This window comes from Silvanigrella paludirubra (genome assembly GCF_009208775.1).
Lineage (GTDB): Bacteria > Bdellovibrionota_B > Oligoflexia > Silvanigrellales > Silvanigrellaceae > Silvanigrella > Silvanigrella paludirubra.
In genome coordinates this window covers 148,434-173,779 of the sequence record NZ_WFLM01000001.1, presented here as the reverse complement: position 1 = coordinate 173,779, position 25,346 = coordinate 148,434, and the positions used below count along the sequence as shown (strand labels likewise).

At 30.5% G+C, this 25,346-nt stretch carries 25 protein-coding genes; 9 read left to right on the top strand and 16 right to left on the bottom strand.

Annotation, left to right across the window (positions count from 1 at the left end; genetic code table 11):
- Window positions 1–2: 2 nt before the first annotated feature.
- Genes GCL60_RS01025 through GCL60_RS01000 form a run of 6 tightly spaced genes read right to left on the bottom strand, consistent with a single transcriptional unit; the run spans window position 3 to window position 4,932 of the window.
- Window positions 3–932, bottom strand: coding sequence for a chemotaxis protein CheV (locus GCL60_RS01025; protein ID WP_153417997.1), 930 nt, complete (start codon window positions 930–932; stop codon window positions 3–5).
- Window positions 929–1,381, bottom strand: a complete 453-nt coding sequence (locus GCL60_RS01020; RefSeq protein ID WP_153417996.1) for a chemotaxis protein CheW — start codon at window positions 1,379–1,381, stop codon at window positions 929–931. Before GCL60_RS01020 ends, GCL60_RS01025 begins: the two co-directional genes overlap by 4 nt.
- A complete protein-coding gene (locus GCL60_RS01015) occupies window positions 1,378–3,123 on the bottom strand; it encodes a chemotaxis protein CheA (RefSeq protein ID WP_153417995.1) in 1,746 nt (581 codons plus the stop codon). The genes GCL60_RS01020 and GCL60_RS01015 overlap by 4 nt, the downstream gene beginning before the upstream one ends.
- Before the next feature lie 30 nt (window positions 3,124–3,153).
- Window positions 3,154–3,528 carry a methyl-accepting chemotaxis protein gene (locus tag GCL60_RS01010; protein WP_153417994.1) on the bottom strand — a complete coding sequence of 125 codons (375 nt, stop codon included), beginning with the start codon at window positions 3,526–3,528 and terminating at the stop codon, window positions 3,154–3,156.
- Between the two features lie 14 nt (window positions 3,529–3,542).
- Window positions 3,543–4,277: an oxygen-binding di-iron domain-containing protein gene (locus tag GCL60_RS01005; RefSeq protein ID WP_153417993.1), complete on the bottom strand. Its 735-nt coding sequence runs from the start codon at window positions 4,275–4,277 to the stop codon at window positions 3,543–3,545.
- Window positions 4,278–4,287: 10 nt separating this feature from the next.
- Window positions 4,288–4,932, bottom strand: coding sequence for a hypothetical protein (locus GCL60_RS01000; RefSeq protein ID WP_153417992.1), 645 nt, complete (start codon window positions 4,930–4,932; stop codon window positions 4,288–4,290).
- Window positions 4,933–5,203: 271 nt separating this feature from the next.
- Between GCL60_RS01000 and GCL60_RS00995 the strand changes: the two genes are divergently transcribed.
- Window positions 5,204–6,457: a protoglobin domain-containing protein gene (locus GCL60_RS00995; protein WP_161998026.1), complete on the top strand. Its 1,254-nt coding sequence runs from the start codon at window positions 5,204–5,206 to the stop codon at window positions 6,455–6,457.
- Between the two features lie 17 nt (window positions 6,458–6,474).
- Here GCL60_RS00995 and GCL60_RS00990 read toward each other — a convergent pair whose 3' ends face one another.
- Window positions 6,475–6,918 carry an acyl-CoA thioesterase gene (locus GCL60_RS00990; protein ID WP_153417990.1) on the bottom strand — a complete coding sequence of 148 codons (444 nt, stop codon included), beginning with the start codon at window positions 6,916–6,918 and terminating at the stop codon, window positions 6,475–6,477.
- Window positions 6,919–7,020: 102 nt separating this feature from the next.
- Window positions 7,021–10,077, bottom strand: coding sequence for a hypothetical protein (locus tag GCL60_RS00985; RefSeq protein WP_153417989.1), 3,057 nt, complete (start codon window positions 10,075–10,077; stop codon window positions 7,021–7,023).
- Window positions 10,078–10,415: 338 nt separating this feature from the next.
- Between GCL60_RS00985 and GCL60_RS00980 the strand changes: the two genes are divergently transcribed.
- Window positions 10,416–11,912 (top strand): hypothetical protein, encoded by a 1,497-nt coding sequence (locus tag GCL60_RS00980; RefSeq protein ID WP_153417988.1) that lies wholly within the window; start codon window positions 10,416–10,418, stop codon window positions 11,910–11,912.
- 80 nt (window positions 11,913–11,992) lie between these two features.
- Here GCL60_RS00980 and GCL60_RS00975 read toward each other — a convergent pair whose 3' ends face one another.
- The 8 genes from GCL60_RS00975 to GCL60_RS00940 all read right to left on the bottom strand — a co-directional run bounded on the left by GCL60_RS00975 (window position 11,993) and on the right by GCL60_RS00940 (window position 18,638).
- The gene (locus GCL60_RS00975; RefSeq protein ID WP_153417987.1) at window positions 11,993–13,081 is read right to left on the bottom strand and encodes a mandelate racemase/muconate lactonizing enzyme family protein; all 1,089 of its coding nucleotides are present in this window, start codon (window positions 13,079–13,081) and stop codon (window positions 11,993–11,995) included.
- Window positions 13,078–13,401 (bottom strand): HU family DNA-binding protein, encoded by a 324-nt coding sequence (locus GCL60_RS00970; protein ID WP_202613980.1) that lies wholly within the window; start codon window positions 13,399–13,401, stop codon window positions 13,078–13,080. The genes GCL60_RS00975 and GCL60_RS00970 overlap by 4 nt, the downstream gene beginning before the upstream one ends.
- A 78-nt stretch (window positions 13,402–13,479) precedes the next feature.
- Window positions 13,480–15,396, bottom strand: a complete 1,917-nt coding sequence (locus GCL60_RS00965) for an Lnb N-terminal periplasmic domain-containing protein (protein WP_153417986.1) — start codon at window positions 15,394–15,396, stop codon at window positions 13,480–13,482.
- A gap of 2 nt (window positions 15,397–15,398) precedes the next feature.
- Complete coding sequence (locus GCL60_RS00960) at window positions 15,399–15,908, bottom strand: DUF3015 family protein (RefSeq protein WP_153417985.1); 510 nt, start codon at window positions 15,906–15,908, stop codon at window positions 15,399–15,401.
- 188 nt (window positions 15,909–16,096) lie between these two features.
- Complete coding sequence (locus tag GCL60_RS00955) at window positions 16,097–16,594, bottom strand: DUF3015 family protein (protein ID WP_153417984.1); 498 nt, start codon at window positions 16,592–16,594, stop codon at window positions 16,097–16,099.
- A gap of 98 nt (window positions 16,595–16,692) precedes the next feature.
- On the bottom strand, window positions 16,693–17,181 hold the full coding sequence (locus tag GCL60_RS00950) for a DUF3015 family protein (protein ID WP_153417983.1): 489 nt from the start codon (window positions 17,179–17,181) through the stop codon (window positions 16,693–16,695).
- A gap of 108 nt (window positions 17,182–17,289) precedes the next feature.
- Window positions 17,290–18,141 (bottom strand): MnmC family methyltransferase, encoded by an 852-nt coding sequence (locus tag GCL60_RS00945; protein ID WP_153417982.1) that lies wholly within the window; start codon window positions 18,139–18,141, stop codon window positions 17,290–17,292.
- A complete protein-coding gene (locus GCL60_RS00940) occupies window positions 18,132–18,638 on the bottom strand; it encodes a Fur family transcriptional regulator (protein WP_161998025.1) in 507 nt (168 codons plus the stop codon). Before GCL60_RS00940 ends, GCL60_RS00945 begins: the two co-directional genes overlap by 10 nt.
- 125 nt (window positions 18,639–18,763) lie before the next feature.
- Between GCL60_RS00940 and GCL60_RS00935 the strand changes: the two genes are divergently transcribed.
- From GCL60_RS00935 to lysS, 7 genes are all read left to right on the top strand, one after another.
- Complete coding sequence (locus tag GCL60_RS00935; RefSeq protein ID WP_161998024.1) at window positions 18,764–19,324, top strand: ZrgA family zinc uptake protein; 561 nt, start codon at window positions 18,764–18,766, stop codon at window positions 19,322–19,324.
- The gene (locus tag GCL60_RS00930; protein ID WP_153417979.1) at window positions 19,321–20,004 is read left to right on the top strand and encodes an ABC transporter ATP-binding protein; all 684 of its coding nucleotides are present in this window, start codon (window positions 19,321–19,323) and stop codon (window positions 20,002–20,004) included. Before GCL60_RS00935 ends, GCL60_RS00930 begins: the two co-directional genes overlap by 4 nt.
- Window positions 20,001–21,269: an ABC transporter permease gene (locus tag GCL60_RS00925; RefSeq protein ID WP_153417978.1), complete on the top strand. Its 1,269-nt coding sequence runs from the start codon at window positions 20,001–20,003 to the stop codon at window positions 21,267–21,269. The genes GCL60_RS00930 and GCL60_RS00925 overlap by 4 nt, the downstream gene beginning before the upstream one ends.
- Window positions 21,266–22,222, top strand: coding sequence for a metal ABC transporter substrate-binding protein (locus GCL60_RS00920; RefSeq protein WP_153417977.1), 957 nt, complete (start codon window positions 21,266–21,268; stop codon window positions 22,220–22,222). Before GCL60_RS00925 ends, GCL60_RS00920 begins: the two co-directional genes overlap by 4 nt.
- 22 nt (window positions 22,223–22,244) lie before the next feature.
- Window positions 22,245–22,916 (top strand): metal ABC transporter ATP-binding protein, encoded by a 672-nt coding sequence (locus tag GCL60_RS00915; protein ID WP_153417976.1) that lies wholly within the window; start codon window positions 22,245–22,247, stop codon window positions 22,914–22,916.
- Window positions 22,917–22,985: 69 nt separating this feature from the next.
- Window positions 22,986–23,825 carry a metal ABC transporter permease gene (locus GCL60_RS00910; RefSeq protein ID WP_153417975.1) on the top strand — a complete coding sequence of 280 codons (840 nt, stop codon included), beginning with the start codon at window positions 22,986–22,988 and terminating at the stop codon, window positions 23,823–23,825.
- 10 nt (window positions 23,826–23,835) lie between these two features.
- Window positions 23,836–25,329 (top strand): lysine--tRNA ligase, encoded by a 1,494-nt coding sequence (gene lysS / locus GCL60_RS00905; protein ID WP_153417974.1) that lies wholly within the window; start codon window positions 23,836–23,838, stop codon window positions 25,327–25,329.
- Window positions 25,330–25,346: the final 17 nt, after the last annotated feature.

Below are 25,346 nucleotides of genomic sequence, written 5' to 3'. Positions count from 1 at the left end.
TATTAATTTTTATGAAATAAATTTATAATAGATTGATATAAAGTTTCTTCATTAAACTTTGTTATCATATCTCCATAGCCTTCACCCATTAAATCTTTGCTAAATTCTGGGTTAGAAATAGAGGAGTGAAATAATATAGGCAAACTTGAATTTTTATGAATAGATTTAAACTGTTTTATCATTTCTATTCCATTCATATTAGGCATTTCAATGTCCGTTATCACAAAGTCATATTTATTTGCATTTTTAAGTAATAAATCTAATCCTATTTTTCCATCTGCAGCCAAATCTAATGCCATTTCATATTTTTCAAAAAACTTTTTGGCTAAGAGCTGATAGACACGAGAATCTTCAACAACAAGGCCTTTTTTTCCCTTTAAAATGTGATTATTTTCTTTAAATTCACTAGAAACACTTCCAATATTTAATCCAATATTTGAAATGTATCTCTCTATATCAAATACATAACGATAATAGTCTTTTTCATTCAATAAACCACTTACAAAAAAACTGTTACTTTGTTCCCAGATTTCGGGAATAGGCTGTAAACTTGCATTTTGTACTGTTTTTATTTTCTTAGTGAAATCTACTATAATACCTATATAAATGGAAAGAACATGACAAACTATGATTCTTTTTTTTGTCTGCTTTTTTTTATCTACGGATTTTACTTGAGATTGAGTTAAATCATTATTTTCTACCAGTTTACTTAATTCAAGAACGGGGACAGGAATGCCCTGCATGTCTATCATATAAACAAAGGGAGGCATAACCCCTGGAAGAACAGAATATTCACCGACTTCAATAACAGCAGCAATTTTTTGAACATTTAAACACATATGAAGCTCTATTTCTTTATTCACTAAAGAAAAAGGGAGAATAATAATACTTCTCTCATTTGCATTGTTAATGATTTGCTGATTCTCTATCATGCAGTTTCCTTAAATAAGTTTTCAAAATTGCTTTCGTCAATATAAAATGATGGAATACCGTTTAAATTAATTGTTTGACCTGCAATTAAAAATTTAGATTTTTGAGTACATTTATGAACTTTATCTGTTTTAATTGCATTTAATTTACCTGTTTCAAATTCCAAAATAATAATTTTAAATTTATCTTTTTTGTTAAATGAAAAATTTTTATCAAATTGAATTAAAGGAATAATTTCCCCTCTCACATTTAAAATTCCAATATGATTATTTAATTTTTCTGGATAAGGAGTATAATCAATAGACTCTAATATTTCGTGGACATTTTTAATATCAACTGCATAATTTTTATCACCAACATGAAAACGAATAAGTGTAAATTGATCGATATCTTCTAAGTTTTTTTTATCTATTATTAATTGATTTTTTTTAATTTGATTGATGTCTATCATAATTCACCACTTTTTTTATTTACAATCATATTCGTATTTTTTTCACAGTATTTGTTTAGTGAAATTAAAAATGTTGGTTCTCCTGTTGCTAAAATAGAAATTCCTGAAACATAATTAAATTTGGGAGCACTAGATGGATATTCTTTTACAACAATTTCTGCATTTTCTAAAAATTCTCCAATTTGAACAGCAATTAATTTTCCTGTTTGGCCAATAATACAAATAGATAATTTCTCTTTTTGATCATAAAAATCAGATTCTTTTTTTAGATGCGAAAACAAACCATCTTCAATATTAATGCATTTTATAAATTCATTACCACGTTTATAATATCTCTCATTCCCATTTTGAATAACTTCTTTTGGATTTATTTTTTTTAATTCTAAAACTTCACTATTTAATATAGCAAATTTAATATTATTTGCTTTTGCAATGATAACAGGAACAACAGACATACCTAAAGGAAGTTTGAGATTAAATTCGGTTCCCTTGCCTATTTCTGTTTTTATCCCTAAATTTCCACCAATACTTTCCACATAAGTTTTTACTGCATCCATCCCAATTCCACGACCAGAAACATCACTCACTTTTTCAACAGTACTAAAACCAGGTAAGAAAATAAGATTGATTATTTCTTCTTTTGTCTGCACATTACTTACATTTAAACCTTTTTTTATTGCAGATTTTAATACATTATTTTCATCTATTCCTCTACCATCATCACTGACACATAAAATAGCTTCATTTGCTACTATTTGAATTTCAAACTTAATAACAGCCTGAGGATCTTTGCCTAAGTTTATTCTTTCTTGTTTTGTTTCAATTCCATGATCCATGGCATTGCGAGTTAAATGAATAAGAGGTTCCGCAAGAGAATCAATTATTTTTTTATCAATTTCGACATCTTCTCCTTCAATTTCAACACGAATATCTTTATCAGAAGAAGTTTCTAAATAACTGCGTATTGTCTTTTCCATTCTGCGTAATAAACTTTTAATAGGAGTCATACGCATCGACATAGAAATTCCTTCTAACTCGCCAATACTTTTTCGGAGCGAATTATCGAGAATTTCCCAATCTTGGAAAAAAAGGTCTGAATAAACACCTTCTGCAGCGTATTTTTCAACCAAATAACGCATTTGATTTCGAATTAAAAATATTTCCGAAATAACATCAAAGTTTTTTTGAAGCCTATCTGTTGGAACTCGAATATAATCATTCATATTTTTTGAATTTTTATTTTCTTTAATTTCCATTTTTTCTAAATTATTTGTTTCTTTATTTTTATTTAGGGCTAAAGATTTTGGTTTTTCTTCCTCTTTAGAAAAAATTTCCATTTCTTTTTTTTCAACACTAGCTTCTACTTTTTCAAATATTTCAAAATCTTTTTTTTCTTGAGAGGGATCGGGTTCTTGGTAAGGGCTAACAACTTCACCTGAAATTATACTTTCAACATAATCAAAAAACTTAATAATTTTATCAACAGCGCTTTTGTCTACTTTATTTTCATTATTTTTAAATTCTAAAAGCGAGGTTTCTAAGTCATGAGAATATTTTCGAATATCATTATAGCCTATTGTTCCTGCATTTCCCTTAATAGTATGTATGACTCTTAAAACATCTTTAAATTTTTCAATTTTATTTTCTGATAATAAAAAATTATCTAATGAGTTGCGACTCCGTTCAATTAGGTCGGTTACTTCTTCGTTAAATATTTGTATAAGTTCATCATTAAATTCCATATTATTTCCATAAATAGGAAAGCGTTTTTATTACTTTTTTTCCATTGACATTTTAATCATTTCTTTTGTTTTAATTAAAAACTCTCTTAAATTTTCAAAACCATCTTTAAAGGAATCAACAGCAGTCTCTATCTCAGAAATAGAATCTTGGGTCTTTTCTGCAAGCCGAGCGACCTCATCTGCCACAACAGCAAAACCTTTTCCAGACTGCCCCGCACGTACGGCTTCTATTGAAGCATTTAGTGATAAAAGATCGGTTTTTGTTGAAATATCACGAACCGTAAAAACCATTTTTTCAATTTTATTTAAAGCTACAGAAAGCTCTTCTACATTTTTTTCAGATGCCATAAAATTAGTTAAAATGGTATCTAATTTATTTTCATCTAATAAAGCTGCGCCACTCATAAATATTTCCTCATTTATTTTGCTTTTCCTACTTCTAGTTCTTCAATCCAATTTAAAAAATTATGAACATTTTCTCCCGTAAAGACAGCGCCATGTTGTGGACAAAGCATTTTTGGATTTAATTTTCGAACACGACTGACCCATCTATTTTTGGCTTCATTTGAAGGCATCCATCTTTGATGAAATTTTTCCATATACTTTATGTGTTCTTTAAAATCTTCTACTATGGTTGGATAATCCACAGGAACTAAAGCTGCTCCCATATCACCAGAAAAAAATATTTTTGATTCCGGATCAAAAAAATGAAAATTACCAGAAGAATGGCAATAGTGGGCAGGCACAAATTCAAATCTTTTTTGATTAAATTCTAATGGCCCCCCTTCATCTGGTAACGAAACAAAGTTCTTTACATATTCACCACCAAAATGTGCAATAAATCCAGCCCAAAGCCAGGATAAATAAACTTTTGCATCGGGTGTTAAGCCTAGCCATAATTGAAGTGAAGACATAATATCAGGATCTTGGTGACTACATAAATAGGCTTTGATATTTTTAACATCTAAAATTTCTGAGATTGCCGTTAATACTGCTGGAAAAATTTCAATCCCACCTGGATCTAATAATATAGCTTCATTATTGACAATAATAGCGTACTCATTGGTATCAATAACACTGTTTTTCTTTTGTGGGTCACGTCCAAACATAACCCATTTGCAGTGATTATCTTCATAAAGAATTTTTGTAAGCATAATTCCTCATTTAATAATTTAAACTAATTACTTTAACTAAACGTGATATTTTTTTTAAAATTAAAAACAATTTATCTATAGATGAAATTGTTATTTCAAATGAATGATATAAACTCTCACTCAAGGTTTTTATAGCTGAATAAGAAGTACCTTCTAGTTGTATTGCTTCAATAAGTAAACAGTTATAAACACCAAATAATTTATATTGAAGTTGTAAAATTGATTTTAAGAATGATTTTGTTTGATAAACATGAGTTATCAATTCTTTAATTGTCTTATATTCTAATTTTCTTAATATTTTTATCTTTTCATCAATAAATAGAACATTGTTTTTTAATGACTTACTACTATTCACTAAATGATATTTATTATTCATCATATCATTTGACAATATTTTTAAAGTTAAATTTAAAATAGAATTGACTTCATTTCTATTTTTAAGAATAAAACTTTTCATTTTTTTTGAAGAAATAGCGATATGATTTGAAATTTCAGTATAGACACGAATCGACTTTCCTGTTTGTCCCGCTGTCACAGCCGCATTCATTGCGATTTCATTTAAATTTTCAGCTTCGACATTTAAATAATTAAACTCCTGCCGTAAGTCTGCCAAAATATTAAATAATGATTTTAAGTTGCTTTCAAAGTTTGCCATTGAAACCTTTATTTCAAAAAATTTATCTCTTAGTATGTCGTAAAAATAGTTTTTTTATTAAATGACGTGCTTTTGGTATGTCAAAGAACAACTAGGTAAAATTTAAGCAGAGTAAAAGTAATTCCCCTCGAATGCAACACTCTAATAATGCTTTATTTTTAAAATTATTATGAAGACATGTCAAATAAATTTCTATTCAATAGCAATATTAAAAAATGATATCATTAGAATTATCTTTAAACATGATATCTCTTAAGAAAGAATGATTACTATGCTAGATATAGAAGGTTTTAATCTATTTATAAAAGACTACTTTTTAAACAATAAAATTGAAGATCTTGAATTCGCTTTAAAGTTTGACGATATTAAAAAAAATAAAGCTAAAAAATTAGCTCCTATAATTAAAGAAAATATTGATTATATCATAAAAGAATTTTATGAATATAATTTAAATAATGACAAAATCAAAAAATATTTTAAAGGGCACGCTGAAATAGAGCGTCTTATGAAAGTAAATCAAAAATACTTTGAATATATTTTTTCAGGCCCCTTTGATATTGAGTATTACAAAGAAAAAATTAAAATAGGTTATATGCATTATATAAGATCAATTCCGAATGATGCTTATTTAGCTTCTCTTGGTAATTTAAATTCAATTTTAAATAAATTATGGCAAAACAAATTTACGGATGTCATCGAATTATTTGAAGCTCAGTCGATTACAAGTGATTTATTATTTATTGAAATTTACTTTACGGTAAATACTTATTATACTTTTATAGAGAAAAAATTGTCTGATGAAAAAACAAAAATGAAAGAAATTCTTGACAACATGCAAGATTGTTACTTTATTATTAATAAAGACTTAATGACAAGTGATGTTGTTTCTAAATCTTGTTTGCATATTTTTAATAATGATATCTCGGGTAGAAATATCATAGAAGTTTTTGATGAGCTTGAAGTAAGTAAAAAAGATATTTTTATTTTATCCATTAAACAATATTTTGAAAATATTTTTAACTTGGAATCTATTTTTAATATGCTTCCCGGAACAATTGAAGTAAAAAATAAGACTATAAAAATGAGTTATACTCCTATTTTAGATTCTGATAAAAAACCTCACAAAATTATAATTTGCTGCAGTGATATTACGGAGCATATTAAAAAACAAAAATTTTTAGAGGAGTATCATACAAAAAATTTAACAATTATTGAAATTATCAAAAAACGTACTGAGTTTGATCAAATATTAAAAGAAATTGCAGTTAAAAATGTTACTTTATTAGATTGCGATGATATTACTATTGGAAAAAATATACTATTTGAATACAAAAATTATTTTTCTAAATTTGCTTTATCCAATATTGCTACATTAACACACAATTTAGAATTAGAACTTTTAGAAAAAGAAAAAAATGAGAAGTTTAATGCCAAAGAATTTTTTTCTATTTCTTGCTGCATGATTTCAGACCTATTAAAGAAATTTTTAGAAGAAAATTATGAAATTTTGGGGATTCCGAGTTGAAGCAATGAGAAAATAATTCACTTTATAAGTATTTGCTCCCCCTCTAATGCTAAAATATTTTCATACAGTTGTTTTGGATGTTTACTTTTTTTCTTTTCAGCAAATGAAAATGAAACAATTTTACCTTCGCCCTCAGCGGCTATTTTTTCATATTGATGGCTATAAATAGAATATTTCATAAGATAATAATCTTCCCCTAATTCAAACACCTTAGTGCCAATATGAATTTTGTCAGGGAAGGTTAAAGGAATTTTAAATCGGCATTGCGTCGATGCTAAAACAGGGCCTATTCCATAAATTTTCATAACATCAAACAAATTTATTCTATGAAAATATTCGAGACGAACATTCTCAAAGTAACGAAAATAAACCGTATTATTTACATGTTGAAAAGCATCCATTTCGCCCCAAACAACATTTTGCTCAATATTTACTTTATATTCATCAAAAAAAATTTTCATTCATAACCTCATTGTGAAGGAATAAAAAATAATATTAAGTTAACAGAATTTGAATAAAAAAAAACACCTCTTTTAGATTAAGAGGTGTTTTGTTAAGAAAGGTTAATTACTAGCTTTTGATGATTCTTTTGCAGAGCTATCCATCCAAAGAGTAAAGATATCGGTTGGAGTTAAAGTATTTCTCTGAGCAGTTTCATCATATTTTCCATTTACAATTGCGTCTTTTTGAAAGGCTGCATCTTGTAATAGAGTTCTATTAAACAAAGGAATATTTGTATTTGAATCGGCATTCATTAAATAACATATTCCAGTAACTTTATTTTCAGGTTTACAAGGTAATTCAGTAGAATAAAAATTATCTACTTTGTTCACCAATTTATAGAAATAATTAAACGAAGTAAATTGTGCCTTAATATTGCTTTGTGAAGCTGGAACAGGTTTTTTATTTTCAGGGTTAAAGGTTTGATTCCCATAAAGTAACGCATTTGAAATCGTTACCTTGGCATTTGCAAAATTTGAGCCTAGCAATGATACACTAATCAAACGACTTGTCCGAACAGCTGAATCTCCATGAGAAAGAAGCCCATCTCCAAATGAAGATAAAGGATGATTGCCAAAACATTTTTTTACGGTTGTATTATAATTTGCCGCAAAAGAGCCATCATAACTCTTTTCTTCACATATACTGCCATCTAAGGTTTTATCTCCTAAATTAACTGCATAAAAACTATTGTCTGGCTGAAATGCAAATAATTGAGAACCAAGTGCAGGCACTTGTGAACTTGTTAAAGGATTTTTTGCAAGTTTTTGTTCACCATATACAGCATCAAATACGGAATCCATCGCTGTTTTAGCTATAACCGATTGAGTGTAAGGTACCACGGAATCTTGCGTTGAATGCATAAAGATAATGGAGCCAGGAGCTGTTTTTCTATAAGATAAAATATTTTCTTGAATTGCCTTAAGAGATTTTTCTAAAATTGGTTTTTGTTCAGCAATTAAAGCTTGATTATCTGTAATTAATTTAATAGCAGAACCAATTTCTGCCAATAAAGCAGATGGTGTAAGTTGAATAGATGAATCTTGCTTATTTAAAGCGGATAAAGATAGAACAATTAAATAATTTATTAATAATTTAGAATCGGTTTCTTTTAATGTTGTCATTAAGTTTAAAATAGCTGCCGATTTATCTTCAGCAGAACTAAACAGAACTTTTAAACCTTTTTGATCATCTGTCATATTTTCTAATATACTATTAAAAGAGTCGAGCTTGGCTAAATTGAACCCCTCTTCCCCTTTATCTAAAATATTTGCAATTGAACAATCTGTTTTTGCACCAACTTTTAAATTTGCCATGATATTGCATTTAGCAGAATTTGGATCAACAGATTTATTTGATGCTTCAAAAATATAATTTATCAATGACTTATTTGAACTATTATTTGAGATATCATTAGTACTAATTTTATCTAAATAGTTGAATAAATACTTAATTGAATTATCCTTACCATCTGGTAGTTTATCAATACTTGCTTTTTGATAAAATTTTCCGAATTCTTTATTAAAAATTGTTTTTATTTCATCATCTATCATTCCCATTTTTATTGAAAATAATTTTCCAATAAAAGGTAAAGAAACACTCCAATTTTGCATTGCAACGGAAGTGTATGGTGCGAGATAAGTAATATCCGAAGAAGCAACCCATCCAACTAAATTATTTAATTGATCTTTATCTTGTCCCACAGGAGTATTAATATAATTTGTAAAATATTTATTCTTTTTAAGATCGGGGATCATAGGCAAAGCATTTAAACTACTTGTATCATAAATATTACCACTAATTAAATTTTGAGTGATAATTCTAAAACTGCCCACTAATAAAGATGAAGGAGAATAAAATAAAGCGGCAGAACTAAATAAAGGAGGAAAAATAAGATTATCCATATCTAATTTATCTAAGCCAGATGAAAAAACACTTTTTAATAAGACACCAGAACGACCAACAGCGGCTAATAATGTAGAACCACCACGACTATCTGATACACCAATTGTTTTAGGTCCTGCTAAATTATTAACGATTGAATTCATATCTAACGTATCTGAATAGGGTAAATAAAAATCTAATTTCTTTAGATCACGAGTAAAGTCAGGATCTATTTGACCTGTTTTTATTTTATCAATACTTTTATTATCTTTTAAATAAATTCTAAAAATCGCATTATGCAACCCTAAAAAAGCATTTACATCATTATCTAAAGGCGATTTTTCACCTTCTGGATTTACCGCTGGATTAATAACTTGATAAGAAGCATCGCCACAACTTCTTACAAAGTTATTTTTTGCTGAACCACCAATTGTCGTAATAGAACAAATAGGTTCTCCCGGAAAACTAGGAGCCGCAACAATTCCTTTGGATAAATTATTTTGCAGAATGGTTGCCATATTTCTAAATGAAAGACCAGCATCACCACCGTGTGCATACATAATTAGAGGTAACTTTTCACCAACTGGTACGTTATTTGGTACAGTAACAATGGCAGAATATTTTTGATCGGAACCATTTAATTTATAAGTAAGAACATATGCTGTTCCTTTGGCAGATTCCGTCTTATCAACAAAACCTTCTTTAGTAGAATAAATTTCAAATTCTGAATTATCATTTAAACCACTTAAAGTTTTATATCCACTCAAGTCTTTATAAGAACCTGGGGTTGTTACTTTACCAGTTTCATCAGTTACATCGCGTTCAAAATAAGGAATAGAATTGACTATATTTTTATCCGAAGTATGTTCTTTAAATCCAGATTCTTTTAAAACATCGGCAAGTTTTTTCACGCTGACAATTTCACTTGCTTGCGTTTTTGGTGCCATTTCTTTTACATATTTTTCCACTAAATTTGTAACGTCATTATACTTGTCACCACTAGGATTAAAATGAGTTGGTGCCTGTTTTAAATATTCGACAATTCCACTTTTATTTGTAGCAAGAACCGCTTGATCACAAGTTTGAATACCAACTTGATTTGCAAATGCATCCCATTTAGCACAATTTATTTTACTATCTGTCTGCATATCCGTATTGCCTTTAAAGTTACATCCGACAATGGACAAGACCGATAAAAGACTTGATGCTGAATAAACAATACGGCGTTTTATCATATTAAAGATACCTCTTAAATTAGACATAGAAAATCAATAGAGTACTAAATTACTCTTTGATTATAATTTTTAAAATTGTATTGCGAGGAGTTCCTCTAATATACTCCGCTCCAACCCTTCATCTCTCTCTAAGATTCTTTAATAGTTGGCTTATTGTTATAAGTATACTTTAATATTAATTTTGGCAAGTCTCAAAAAAAAATTGTTCGAGTTGCATAAAAAGTTTTATGATGCTAAGAATTTTAATGTATTTACCTATCCTCTCTCTCTAATTTAAAATGGTAGGCTTGCCACCTAGATTATATGATACTTAATTAAAAGCATTTAGAGGGACATATATGCTCAATTTTAAAAATAATTTCTTTGCTTCACCCATTTTAAATAAAATGAATAAAACTTTTCCTCTTTTTGCAATATTAAGCTCTGCTTTATATCTAAATGCAAACGCCCAAGATAAAACATTAAATAAAGAAATTTTGTTAGCACAAAATGAAGAACAAAAAAATCATCAAGAAAAAATAGATCCTACCCAAGATGTTGCGGGTGGTCTTGGTGAAAAAGGGTATAGTGCCCCAAAATACGCTGTACTACCTACTGGAAAGACCTTACCTAAAGGAATTTTTAAAATTGATACGGCGCTTGTTTATAGTTTTGGAAATCAGGGATTCGATAGTAATGGGAGTCAAGTGGATAATGGTTTAACCTATAAACGTTGGATAACAGGAGCTCAAATTCAATACGGGCTATCTAATTCTGTTTCTTTAGGAATAGGAATACCATTTGTTACTTCTTATCAACTTGGTATGAACGGAAATACAGTAGCAGCAAACTCTGAATTATATCAAAAATATTATAATCACGTATTAAATGATCTTTCATCAAAACTCTCTCAAGTTAGTGGTGGCGCATTATGTGGAAATAACACAACACAAGCAAGTTGTGCCAATTATATAAATAGCGGCGGCTCCATTCCAAATACATTCTCACTGCCAATCACTTTACCTACGGGTGAAACAATTAATATTACTTCTGCAAGCTCAATCAAAGATCAAATTAGAAATATTTTATTAACAGCTTCACAACCAACAAATGGAGCAACAGGATTAGGTGATATTCAAGTTGGAGTTTTATGGAGTATTATTTCAGAGGAATCTCCATTAAGACATGTTCCTTTATATTTTTCTTTAGGTGGTGGACTTCGTATACCAACAGGAAAATTTAATATCGTAACAGCAATGAGAGCCACTGGTGGTGATGGTACTTTAATTACAGGTGGTGGTACTTATGATGCCATTCTTCGTTGGAATTTAGACTATGTTGCTGTCCCAGGCCTTATTTTAAGTTGGCAACACGTAGCTGAGTATTCTATAACTAAAGCCGATTTAACTAGAACGAGTATGCTCGATAATACTTCTTCAAATACAGAAAATCCAAATGCATCAGGTGGTGATGGACAAGGTAACACTCTTACCTTTTCGAGAAAAGGTCTTCATCATATCGGATTTTTACAAGCAGCATGGGGGCTTGGAAATATTTCTGAAAGTTTAAAATGGTCTGGTTTATATACACAAGCTAAATATAATATTGCTGCAAAAGCCTATTTAAATGGACAACCAATATATACTGTGGGTGATCAGTTTTATTTAGGAGAATCCTCAATGCACCCCGATCATGGTTATGAACAATATTATTCTGCTTCTATTGGGACAAAAGTAAGTGGGTTACCTTATAGAATTCCCGCTGAATTCACTGCCGAATTTGAATATCCATTTGCAGGTTACAACCGCATGGTTTCCCCTATGAATGCAAAAGGAACTTTTACGTTTTATTTTTAATAAATAGAACGTAATTTTTTTTAATTCTTTTGAGTTTAAAATTCTCATTTTTTAATAACTAAGTTATTTTATATCTCAATTTATAAATATTGAACACCTATAATATCTTTAATTCCAAGACCTGCTGTTTCATTTAGAGTCAGAACATTTCCATCTAAAGAAACACCACCAATGACAGGATTTTCTGCAAGCAAGGCAGGAGGATCTAAATCACAACGAACAATCGATTTTTTTGCTGCCGCAAAATGAGCAGCTGCTGTAACAGCAACTTGGCTTTCTAACATACAACCCATTAAACACTCGATACCCGCCGATTCCGCTAAATTTAATATTTTTGTTGCTTGGTAAAAGCCACCCGCTTTTGCCAATTTGATATTGATGAGATCGGCTGCTTTTTGTTTACATATTTGAAAGGCATCATAGGGAGAAAAAACGGATTCGTCTGCTAAAATATCCGTTGTTACGTTTTGGGTAACATATAAAAGATCTTCGATGTGTTTTGCTTTTACAGGTTGTTCTACAAATTCTATATTTAAACCCAATTGTTCTAATTTATGAATCATGCGGACAGACTCTTTTGCTCCCCAAGCCTGATTGGCATCGACACTTATTTTAATTAGATTTCCTACTGCAGCACGAACTGCTTTAACACGATCTAAATCATAATTTGGATCTACCCCAAGTTTTAATTTTAAATCGGAAAAACCATCTTCTAAAGCAACAAGCGCGTCTGCAACCATAACATCGGGAGGATTGGCGCTAATTGTAACAGATGTAAAAACAAGGTTACGATAGCCACCAAAAAATTTATATAGTGGTAAATTTAAGGATTGAGCATAAAGATCATAGATAGCCATGTCTATAGCTGATAAAGCAGAAGTATTATTAACCACAGAAGCATGAAGCTTACTCATAACACATTCGATATTTGTAAGTTCAAGACCTATTATTCTGGGTTTGAGTTCATTAAGTATACAAGAAGAAATGGAGTCGAGGGAGTCACCCGTAATCGCAAAAGTAGGAGCAGCACTACCAAAACCAATTAACCCAGATTGGGTAATTAATTTTACAATGATGTCTTCAGCAAAATAAACCGTTCTTAAAGCCGTTTTAAAAGGCCTTTTTAGAGGAATTTTAATTTTGCCGATTTTGACATCAACAATTTTCAACCTAAACCATCCACACGCTGACGAAGTTCAAGTCCTGTTTTCCAAAATGGAAGTTTCTTTTCTGGAACCTCAATTCTTTCTCCTGTTTTTGGGTTGCGGCCATCATAAGATTTATATTTGCGCACAGTAAAAGCGCCAAAACCGCGAATTTCTACACGGCCATCCTCTGTAAGAGCTTCAGAAATCGTATCAAAAAACATATTGATAAGTTCTTCAGCTTGAGGGGAAGTAACATCTGCCTTTGAAGAAAGGATTTCGATTAGTTCACTTTTTACCATAAAAGGGACTCCAGTCAAAACGTGCAATGGGAATGGGATCAATAAAGATCCCGCTTACAGTATATGAAATAATCATTCTCATAGAAATGAAAAATTTTCAAAGTTTTGGCACCCAAAAATTTAAAAAAAATGCCAGTAAAAACCCAATCCCGTCTGCCAATCATAATTTATAAAATTATATTTATAAAATATTTTACATTCAAAGTTAAAAAAAGGCTGAAAAGAGAAAGAAGACTCTGACAATAAATGATCACGCCATGAGTGATATAATACAGAGTAACGTTTCATCCACTCAATACGAGATGAAAACATCGAAGATTCATTTGTCTTAAAAGTAAATCCAGAAAAAGTACCTGCAGATACTTCAAACGCATTTTCATTTTGGTAAGCAAAGTCTACTTGAGGAAGAAAATAGAGCTGAATGGGCTCCCATAATGCAGACGCTCCTGCTCCCCCTGATAAAGAATATCTTACACATGATGAATTGTAGCCTAACTTATCGCAGTCATAATCCTGTTCCATTCCCAATTTTAAATTCCATGAGACCGGATATAAAGGAGGGTTTAATGACGGTATAGAAATAATATTTACAAGATCTAATTTTTGTATAAAAAATTGTTTTGAATTCGCTTCATAACGTAACGTTGTATTCAGCAATTCAATTTGTGCTTCTCTCGAATAACCCGTAGAAGGACTTTGTATATTATGCAAGACGGGACTTATTTCTAAATCAAATGAATTTCCTGAAAAATAGGAGTGTGAATAAGATGTTCCTATCCGTCCCCCAGGTAAACCTTTTTCAGGACGATCTGAATCGGGAGGCTCTATTTTTAAGGGACTAGATACAATTCCTATAGAGGCTCTTGCTAATAATAGTTGTTTTCTAAATAAGGGATATTTTTTAGACTCCTCTGTTCCTGCTAAATTTTCTTTATAGTCAATGTACTCAGAAACGGCATCTAAAACTTTTGAAGCACTTATTTTAGAATAATTTTCCTTTAAATCTGAAAAATCTTTTTTTTGATCCAAAATAGAAGCAAATAATTTTTTTTCATCATTATCTAACAAAGCGTAACGGTAGCGAAACCTTTTTTCGGAAGATGGCCTAAATGTAACATTTTTAATCAAGTTCGGATAAGAATAAACAACTCTTAAAGTATCAGACGGGTTAACCCATATCCAAAAATTTTTAGCAAAATTAAAATCATCATTTGCCGTGTCTAATAAAGCTAATAAAATATAGGAACAATTTTCGTCTATATAAAAGTAATCTATTCGATTGTCGCCAACTTCCCAAAGACTCAATACCATATTCATAATCTGTTCTTTGCTTAGATTTAATTCATATTCCCAAAGATCCCGACTTTCCGAGTTGTTATATTCTTGTACCTTTATTGAATAAGGTAACAAACTAAATTTGCCCTCAAATAGCCCAGTTAAGCCTTTAAAAGTATAAAAAATCATATTTTCTGTATCAGGATTCGCTGCAAAATTGATACCCGAATCCGTTAATGGATCATTTGAATTCACTATTCTTAAAAATGTATGACCAAACATACTTGAAGGATTATTAATATAAAAAGACGAAAAAATAAGCACAGCCCCATTCGGATTCACGAATTCAAGCCACTTCTCTAAATTGCTGCATTTCGTAATAGGTATAGTATATTTATCATCGTCTAAATATGATTTAAGCCATTTTAATCTTCTTGGAAATTTACAATGCGCTGAATCATTATTTTCAACCCCTGAAAAAAAAGCTTTAATTGTTGCTTCCATTTCAGACTGTAAATTTACTTTACCTTCCTCTGAAAGATAAAAATCTTTCCCATCTACAATTCCTGTTGGAGCACTAAAATATTTATTTTGATAAAAAAGTATTTTTCGCCATTCTGATTTTTGAGAAAGAGATAGCTTACGCGATTTTTCTATAAAATAGTTTTCTGCACTTTGTAAACGAGAATCTTCCAGAGCAGATAGGAATAAAGGGTAAAAAAATAATATAGCAATTAAAATTTTCTTTATTCCGTTTGCCAAAGCTAACTATTACCAAGATTACAAGATTTAGAGAGTTCAGAATTTTTTAACATTTCTTGATTTATATTATTTACAATTTCTTCTGCATTATTAGATGTAAAAATAGAGCTATAATGGTCTTGTGTATAAGCACCAAACTCAGCATAAGAACTTGATGGACAACCCACAACAGCTGCTAGACCATTCACAGTTGAACCGTTACCTTGAGCAATTTCTCTTTGAAGTGTGGAAAGGTTAGCATTAACATAATCTAGTTTCATAGTATTATTGGCTTGTTTTGCAACTCCAGATCCACAATTAGAAGTACCAGAAGTTATTCCAAATGTTTGGCTCCATAATGTTGCATTCGTTGTAGAAGCTAAAATTTGGCTGCCTCTGCCATTATCTTTAAAAACAACTGAACCCAGTCCACAGCCAGCAATTCCAACATCAGCTGAAGCACTAAAAGTAGCAGTACTTAATAAAGATGCTAAAACTAATCCTAAATATTTTTTTGAAACTAAAAATTTCATTGAAAAACTCCATTTAAGCAATAGTAAAGAACGACTTCCGTCTTTGACTGCAAAAAATAATACAGATAAAATTGAAGCATTCAATAGCGAATAGGATATTTTTTTATTTTTTAAGATTTTTATCAATAAAATATTAAATTATGTGTGAAATAAATATTTTTTAGGAGGTATTGCTAAATTAACAAAATTCAAATTTGAATGAATTTACATTCTCTAGAAAGATTCTGATTTTTCTCAACTTCTACCTTTATATTTTGTAAAACTTCTTTTGCATCTTGAGCAGAAAATATCTCATAGTATTTTTCTTGAGTATAAGCCCCAAAACTTGGGAAACTTGAATTTTCACAACCAAGAGTAGAAGCAAGACCATTTAAACTTTCGCCACTACCTTGTGCAGCTTCTCTTTGCAGAGTTGAAAAATTTGCGACAACATAGTCTTCTTGTTTTTGAACAATCCCAAATAATCCAGGAGCACAATTTGAAGTCCCTGTTGTAATCCCAATAAATTGTGAACTTGTTAAATGATTTGTCGTCATAGCTAAAATCTGCTTCCACCACTCATTTCCTTTAAAAACAACAGAACCAAGCCCGCAACCAGCAGAGCCTACAGCATGAGCACGCGAAGCAAGTAAACAAAAAGCACCTACAATAAGGACAAAAAGAATATTTTTCATAAAATTTTTCATTTTAACCTTCCCAAAATTTATTAAATTTAAAATAGGAGAACTCAATATAGATTGTAATTAAAGAGTATAAAAAGAAAATAATTATGTCAAAAAAACAACTAGATATTAATATATTTACAGTTATGCACTAAAATTTCATTTTTTTGAATTAAATTTTTTATATTAAACAAAACATTTTTTGCATTTTGTGAAGTAAAAATTTCAATATAATTTTTTTGAGTATAAGTACCAAAATCTAGAAAATACATTTGATCACAACCCAGCCTATAAGCAAGCCCAAATAATAATTCACCCGTTCCTTGAGCTGCTTCTTTTTGAATAGAAGATAGATTAAATTCAATATATTCTTCTTGATTTTCAACTACACCAAATATAGCTGGCGGACACCCCGATGTTCCTGATGTAATACCAAAAGCTTGAGATCCTGTAGCTTGATTTGTTGTTAGTGCAAAGATTTGCTTCCACCACTGCGATCCTCTAAAAACGACCGAACCCAAGCCGCAACCAGCAGAACCAATAACAGCATTTGCATTTGAAATATAAAATACAAAAACAATAATACTTACTAAAAATGAAATATTTTTCACAAAACATTAATCCCTTTAAAATAAAATTTAAATTGAAATAGAAACATTTATTTAAATTATTAAGGGAAAAACAGAAAAAGAAAATTTCAATGTCAAAAAGTACGTAATTTAGAAATAGGACCATTGCGAATGATTATCAATCAAATTCACAATTTTTTCTTTATTCTCTTCTTTTTCTGCTAATGAAAATTTTGCTTCAGAACGAAGAAATGTTTTTTTCCATTCCAAAGACAAGGGCTCTTCTAAATCGTGAAAAAGCTTAGTTGCCATAGTTGATTTTGATTTTTTACCACTTAATGGACCAAATCCAACATATAATCCAGAAGCAAACATTATAGCTCTTATACATGTTGCTGAAGAATAAGTAATCATTTTGGCATTGTGTGATAAATGTAAATTTAAATTTGAAAATATTTGATAAGTCCACAAATGTGGATGACTTGCTGGAGAAAAAAAATCGTAACAAACAACATCAGCTAAAGGATAAGTTCCTTTGGGTTCTAAAATTGTTTTACAAAAATCTCCTTCAATAAAGTTCCACTCAAAAATACGACCATCTTGCAATTTATGAACAAAATTATTTTGAGAAAGACAAAGAGGTAACAGCTCCATAAATTCATTTACATAAGAAAATAAATGAATATTTTCTTGAAGAGCAATCAAACCTTCTTTTTCTAAATCAAAACTCACAACGGTTAATTTTTTAATATTTTGGTTTTTCAAAAAAGATTGATACATTGCAATTAGTTGAGCACCACAACCCATTCCTAAATCATATACGACAAATTCTTCACTTACAGCATTTAAAATATTTGATTGATTTACATATAAATGAATAGCTTCTTGATAGGGACCCACTTGTCCATGAAGAATTTCATTGGTTTCTATATGCTTAAATGTTGGAATACCCGAACAAGTATTTGCTAAAATATATTTATTTCCTTGCTGTTTTAGCGACATTGTTTACATATCCCGTCTATTTGAAACATTTGTTTTATTGGTTCAAATTGAAACTTTTCTTTTACATTTTCAAATATTTTATAAATTGGATTCCAGTCCATATGGATTTCGTTTACTTTACTGCATTTAATACAATTTAAAATAATATGATTTGAATTATGTTCACAACGAGTGGTACAAGATAAATAATCACCAGAAGGAAAAACTTGATGAACTAAATTTAATTGACTAAAAGTCTCTAATATACGGTATACAGATACTTGATCAATTTTTATTTTATAATCATTTATTAATGAGTCAAAAATACTTTTTGGAGATAAGGGAACTGTCGTATTTGCTAAACATTCGATTAAAGCAAGACGAGATTTCGTTATTCTAAAATTATTTTCTTTTAAGGCATCAAAAGCGAGTTGCTGAAATGATTTACCGCTACATCCATCACCATGATGATGATGGGGTATTTGAAATTCAACTTTATAATGATCATCTGGTTCCACGGAGTGAATCCTTTCAAAATAGAAATGACAAGCATCTATTGCAAATTTTTTGCATTTATGCAAGACTCTTTTTTTAAGATAATATTTCATATATTATCAATAACTTAACAGTAATGAGGCACAACATGCTTAAGAATTCTTTAAGATTATGCTTAATTTCAGCATCCATATTTTTATTACAAAATACTTATGCTCATGGAGCTCACAATCATGGTTCTGCCAAAATCAATTTGGGAGTTCAACAAACAACAGCAACTATTCAAATGGAAATGCCGGCCGTGAGTATGTATGGGTTTGAACATGAAGCAAAAACACAAAATGATAAAAAAGCGGTTTCTGAAGCAGTTGAAAAATTAAAAAAGAATATCTCACAAATAGTTAAATTAGATTCCGCACTAGGTTGTACATTTTCTCCTAATAAAATAGAACCCTTTGTAAAAGACGAGGATGGAGATGAAGACAATATGAAAGATTCAAAAACAAAAAATAAAAAGATAGAAGGCGAACACGGAGATTTTAGAGCCGAATTTAATATTAAATGCCAAAAAGACATTACTGGAAGTAAAGTAACTTTTCAGTTTAAACCATTTTTTCCAAACATAAAACAAATTGATGCCCAAGTATTAAGTAATTCCACTCAATCCGCATCAAAAATAACGAACGATAAAGGTTTTCTGCAGTTATGAACGATATCATAAATTTAAAAAATTTAAAATATTCTTATAAAAAGAACTCTCCCGTATTAGACATTGAAAATTTAAATGTAAAAGAAGGAGAAAAATTATTTTTATACGGCCCAAGCGGTTGTGGTAAAACGACTTTCTTAAGCATTTTATCAGGAATTCTTCCTGCATATGACGGATCTCTCAAAATTTTTAATACCGAATTTATTGGATTAAAGCCCTCTCTCAGAGACCAGTTGCGCGGTAGTGAAATGGGTTATATATTTCAATTATTTAATTTAATACCCTATTTAAATGTTTTAGATAACATTTTATTGCCTTGTAAAATAAGTCCTTTAAGAAGAAAAAATTTAAGTTTACAAGAATTAAAAGAAAAATGTGTTGAATTAGCAAATAATTTAAAAATTGGAAAAATTTTAAATAAAAAAGTAACAGAAATTTCTATTGGTCAACAGCAACGAGTTGCTGCTGCCCGTGCTTTAATTGGTTTTCCTAAATTAATTATTGCTGATGAACCAACAAGTTCTCTTGATGCAGATAATCGAGAACAGTTTTTAAAAAATCTTTTTGATCAATGTGAATCACAAAACACAACTTTAATATTTGTAAGTCATGATAAAGATCTCAAAAAGTTTTTTTCAAATCATATTTATTTACCCGAAATTAATAGAGTTAAATCATGATCATCCTTCTAAAAATAGCATTTCAATCGCTTTTAAATAGAAAAATGACTTTTATTTTAACCGTGTTTTCAATTGCTTTAAGCATCATGCTCTTTCTTGGAATTGAAAGAATAAAGCTAGGAGCTAAAGAAAGCTTTTCAAATACAATTAGCAAAACAGATTTAATTGTAGGTTCCCGTGGAAGTGGCATTCAACTTTTATTATACACCATCTTTCATATGGGAAATGCAACAAATAATATCTCTTGGTCTTCTTACGAAAGCATAAAAAATAATCCTGAAGTGAGTTGGACAATTCCTTATTCCTTGGGAGATAGCTATAATGGCTTTCGAGTGATTGGAACCGATCAAAATTTATATGAGCATTATCGTTTTTTCGGGGATAAAAAAATAGAGATATCCGAAGGAAATGTTCCAAATGATGTATTTGAAACGGCGATTGGATTTGAAGTTGCAAAAAAAGAAAATTTAAAAATAGGCGATAAAATTTCGTTAACGCATGGCATTAGCGATGGACCTGGTATTCTCACTCACAAAGATAAACCTTTTACTATTGTCGCTATTCTTAAAGAAACAACAACACCTCTTGACCGAGCAGTTTATATTACGTTGGAAGGAATGGAAGCCATTCATATTGATTGGGTAAATGGATCTCCTGCACTGCCAGGTAAAGAAACACCACAAAATCAAATTAAAAAAGAAAATATTCAAATTGGCCAAATTACTTCTTTTTTAGTTGGTGCCGAATCTCGCATTAGCGCATTAGGTTTACTTAGAGAAATAAATAATTTTAAAAAAGAACCTTTAATGGCCGTTATTCCTGGTGCCGCTTTGAGCCAACTTTGGGAAACTATTTCTTATGCAGAAATAGCTTTTCAAATTATTTCTATTTTTGTGATTATGATTGGCATTATTGGAATGATGGTTTCTATCTATACTTCTCTTGAAAATAGAAGAAGAGAAATGTCCATTCTTAGAGCAATTGGTGCCAGTTATAAATCCATTGTTTTTTTATTAATTTCAGAATCTTTTATTATAAGTTTATTTGGTTGTTTTTTAGGATATATTTTATGTTGTGGATTTATTAAAATATCACAGCCTATTATTTTAAATAAATTTGGAATTCTGATTCCTTTTTTAAATTTACAGTCTACAGAATATTTATATCTTATCATCGTTATTGCTATTTCTTGTATCATTGGGATTATTCCTGCAATAAAAGCTTATAAAAACTCTTTAAGCGACGGATTGAGTATCAAAATATGAATAAATTTTTATTATCTAGTGTATTTTTTATTTCTTTTTCTTTTATGTTTCATAATGTTTCTTTAGCAAATGAAAAAATGAGTCAAATTAAAATTGAGACCACAATTCCTTATTTAACCGATCTTGTAAAACAAGCATCTTGTTATTCTAAATCATTTCAAATAGAAAATATTATTTCTGTTGGAAGCGATCCTCATACCTTTCATATGACGCCTTCAAATCGTATCGCAATTGCAAAAGCAGATGTCATTATTTCTATTGGTTCTGGCTTAGAACCTTGGATATCTAAAATCCAAAAAAATAAAAATCAAACTTGGTTTACGGTAACAGAAAATATGTCGCTTACCAAACTGGATGGCGGTCATACACATTCACATGACCACGATCATAATCATGACCATGAAACTAAAGAACATAATCATTTAGAATATGATCCCCATATTTGGCAATCTCCCAAATTAACAAAAGAAGCTCTCCTAAAAATTTCTAATTTATTAATAAAATTAAAGCCTGATGAAGAAAGATATATAACAACATGCACACAAAATTATATTCATAAAATGGAAATGGAAATAAAAGAATTAAAAAAACAAATTGAAGCTATTCCAGTAGAAAAAAGAGTAATTGCCACAAATCATGATGCTCTTGGTTATTTTGCAAACGAATTTGGTTTCAAAATAAAAAGCATCGTTGGATTGTCAGATGAAGCTTCTCCGACACCCGCACAGCTAAAAGACATAATTATGCAAATTAAAAAAGAAAACATTACGGCACTATTTCTTGAATCAACAGGAAATATGCGTAATATAAAAACCGTTTCTAAGGAAACAGGCGTTAAAATTGGTGGTACACTTTATAGCGACTCACTTGGTACGAAGGGCTCAGGCGCAGAGACAGCACCTGAAATGTGGAAAACAAATGTCAGCACTATTTTAAATGCCCTAAAAAAATAGTCTTTCATTTTTTAGGAAATATATGAGCTACTTAAGCTGGAGTAATTTGGTTGTCGGTTATCCAAATAAAAAATCTCTTACAAATCCATTTTCTGGTGAAATTACTTTTCCTGGAATTTATGCCATAGTAGGACAGAATGGTTGCGGAAAATCCACATTACTTAAAACATGGCTTGGATTAATCAAACCATTAAAAGGCTCTGTGTTGTTTCATGATGCCCCTATTCCAACTGCACATAACATATCACAAGGCATTGCTTATGTTCCTCAATTTCATGCTGTAAATCGTTACTTCCATATTTCCGTTTGCGATTTTATAAAACAAGGAAAAGGGCCTCATTATCATTTCACTCAAAATGATCACCAAGAAATTATAAATTTACTTTCGGAATGGCAACTTTCAGGTTATGAAAACCGAAGTTTTCATGAATTGAGCGGCGGCCAAAAGACTCGTGCCATGATTGTGAGAGCGATTATTTCTAAACCTAAAATGCTTTTTTTAGACGAACCGCTTGCTAGTTTAGATGTTTGTTGCCAACAACAATTAATGGATACACTAGAAGAACTTGCCCAGGAACATAAAGTTTGTATTTTTATCGTAGATCATCATCTCGAAAATTTTAAAAGTTATATTACAAAAAAAATTAGCTTTACTCGAAAACATGATCAGGAAATATCTACAGTTGTCTTGTAAAACAATTTATAAATATTTTTCTGTATTATTTTTATGATTTAAAAATCAAATTTAAAGGCCTTTATTTTTATGTTTCAAGAATTCTCTAACTTAATACAAATATTTCAATACAGTTTTGCACAAATAGCACTAGTAGCAACAATATTAATTACTATTATGTGTGGAATTTTAAGTCCTGTTGTTGTTTTAAAACAACGAGCTTATTTGGGTGATACTTTATCACATCTTGTATTTCCAGGAGTTATCATTGGCATTCTTTTAGCAAAATTTACCGATTTTCCTTTTTGGGGTTGTATTTTAGTTGGAGCCATTTTTACAGCACTTTTAGGAACATTTATATCTGAATGGATTTTAAAAACATTAAAAATTCCACCCGATGCGTCTGCCGTTATCTGTCTGACCTCTTTTTTTGCTATTGGAATTATAGCAATATCCAGCAATAAGGACACAAGAATCGATCCTGAAAGTATTTTATTTGGAGATGTTTTAACCCTTTCTTGGCGAGATGTCTCCGTACTTGCGATCGCTCTTATTCTAGTTTCTATTTCTATTTTATCATTAAAAAAGCACTGGGACGCTTGGCTTTCAGACCCCGAGTTTGCAGAAATAGCCGGATTTAAAGTAAAATTATTAGAAAAACTTTTTCCAATATTAATGACGTTTGCTATTCTATCAGGACTTTTTGCTGTAGGGGGGTTGATGATCTCCGCCCTACTCACTTTGCCTACAATTATTTATCAGCCAAGGAGTGTTTTTTCTCCTATAGTTGTTTTATTAAGCTTTATCGGTGGACTCCTTGGCATCCTACTTGCTTTCAGCTTTAATTGGCCCGTAGGACCGAGCATTGTTCTAGTTGGATTTTTTTCTATATTAATAAAAACCCTTGCGGTACGGTTGCAAGAGAAATAAGGGATTTCGTATGTCAGACAATATTTTTGAACTTAAAAAAACAAAATTTCTAGAGCAAAGAGAAAGAGGAAATCTTGGCGACCATTATAATAAAACGCACACCATTTCTGAAGTTGCCGCATTAACAGAAGGTACAAAAGACGTAAGTACAGCAGGACGTGTTGTCGCAATGCGTACCATGGGAAAAATTCTATTTGCTCATATTTATGATTTCAGTGGAAAAGTTCAAATATGTGTTCGTAAAACAGAGGAAGCTCCTGAAGTTTTTGAAGAGTTTGCTAACCACGTTTCTATTGGAGATTTTGTTGGTGTTCAAGGGGAAATGTTTGTTACAAAAACAGGTGAGCTTACTTTACGTGTTGCAAACTGGAAATTATTAAACAAATGTTTACGTACATTACCAGAAAAATACCATGGGATTGAAGACATTGAAACTCGTTACCGCCAAAGGTATCTTGACATTATAATGAATAATGAATCCAGAGAAGTTTTTGCGAAACGTTTTCAAGTTGTAAAAGCGCTACGCCGTTACCTTGAAGATCATGGATATAATGAAGTAGAAACGCCCATTTTACAAACAACTCCTTCAGGAGCTTTAGCGCGCCCTTTTTTCACTCATCATAATGCACTCGATATTGAGTGTGTTTTAAGAATTGCTCCAGAAACTTATTTAAAGAGACTTATTGGTGCTGGAATTGATAAAGTTTTTGAGTTTGCAAGATGTTTTCGGAACGAAGGAATATCGGCTACTCACCTTCAAGACTTCACCATGCTTGAATTTTATGCTTCTTATTCGAATTCCGATTTAATGAGAAAATTTGTTGAAGGCATGATGCGTAACCTTATTGAGAAAATATTTGGTACCGTTAAGGTAACACTTGGTGGAAATGAAATTGATTTTTCTGGCGATTGGCCTGTCATTGAATATTCTGATTTAATTTTAAAAGACTGCGGTATAGATATTAAAAAATGGAATACCAAAGAGTCCCTTGCAAAAGAAATAAAAGCAAAAAATATTCGCCTTGACGACGATATCAATACATTAGGCTGGGCTAATATGGTTGATTCCCTTTATAAAAAAGTTTCTCGTCCTAAATTAATTCAACCTTGTTTTTTAGTAAAATATCCAGTTGAAATGGCACCTCTTGCCAGAAGAAATGCAAAAGAACCTGAATATGTCGACTTTTTTCAATTTCTTGTGAATGGAGTTGAACTTGTAAAAGCTTATTCGGAGCTTGTCGATCCTATCGATCAACGCGAACGCTTTGAAGAACAAATGCAAGCAAGAGAACACGGTGACGACGAAGCAATGCCACTTGATGAAGATTATCTTGCATCCATGGAACACGGTTTTCCACCAATTGCAGGTGTTGGGATTGGCATTGACCGCCTTACTATGATTTTATGTGGCTGCGATAATATCAAAGACACTATTTTATTCCCTTTATTAAGACCAACAAGTCAAGGGATTCCTGACTCAGAAAATTCAAAAGAAACAAAGTAACATTTTTTTATAAAATT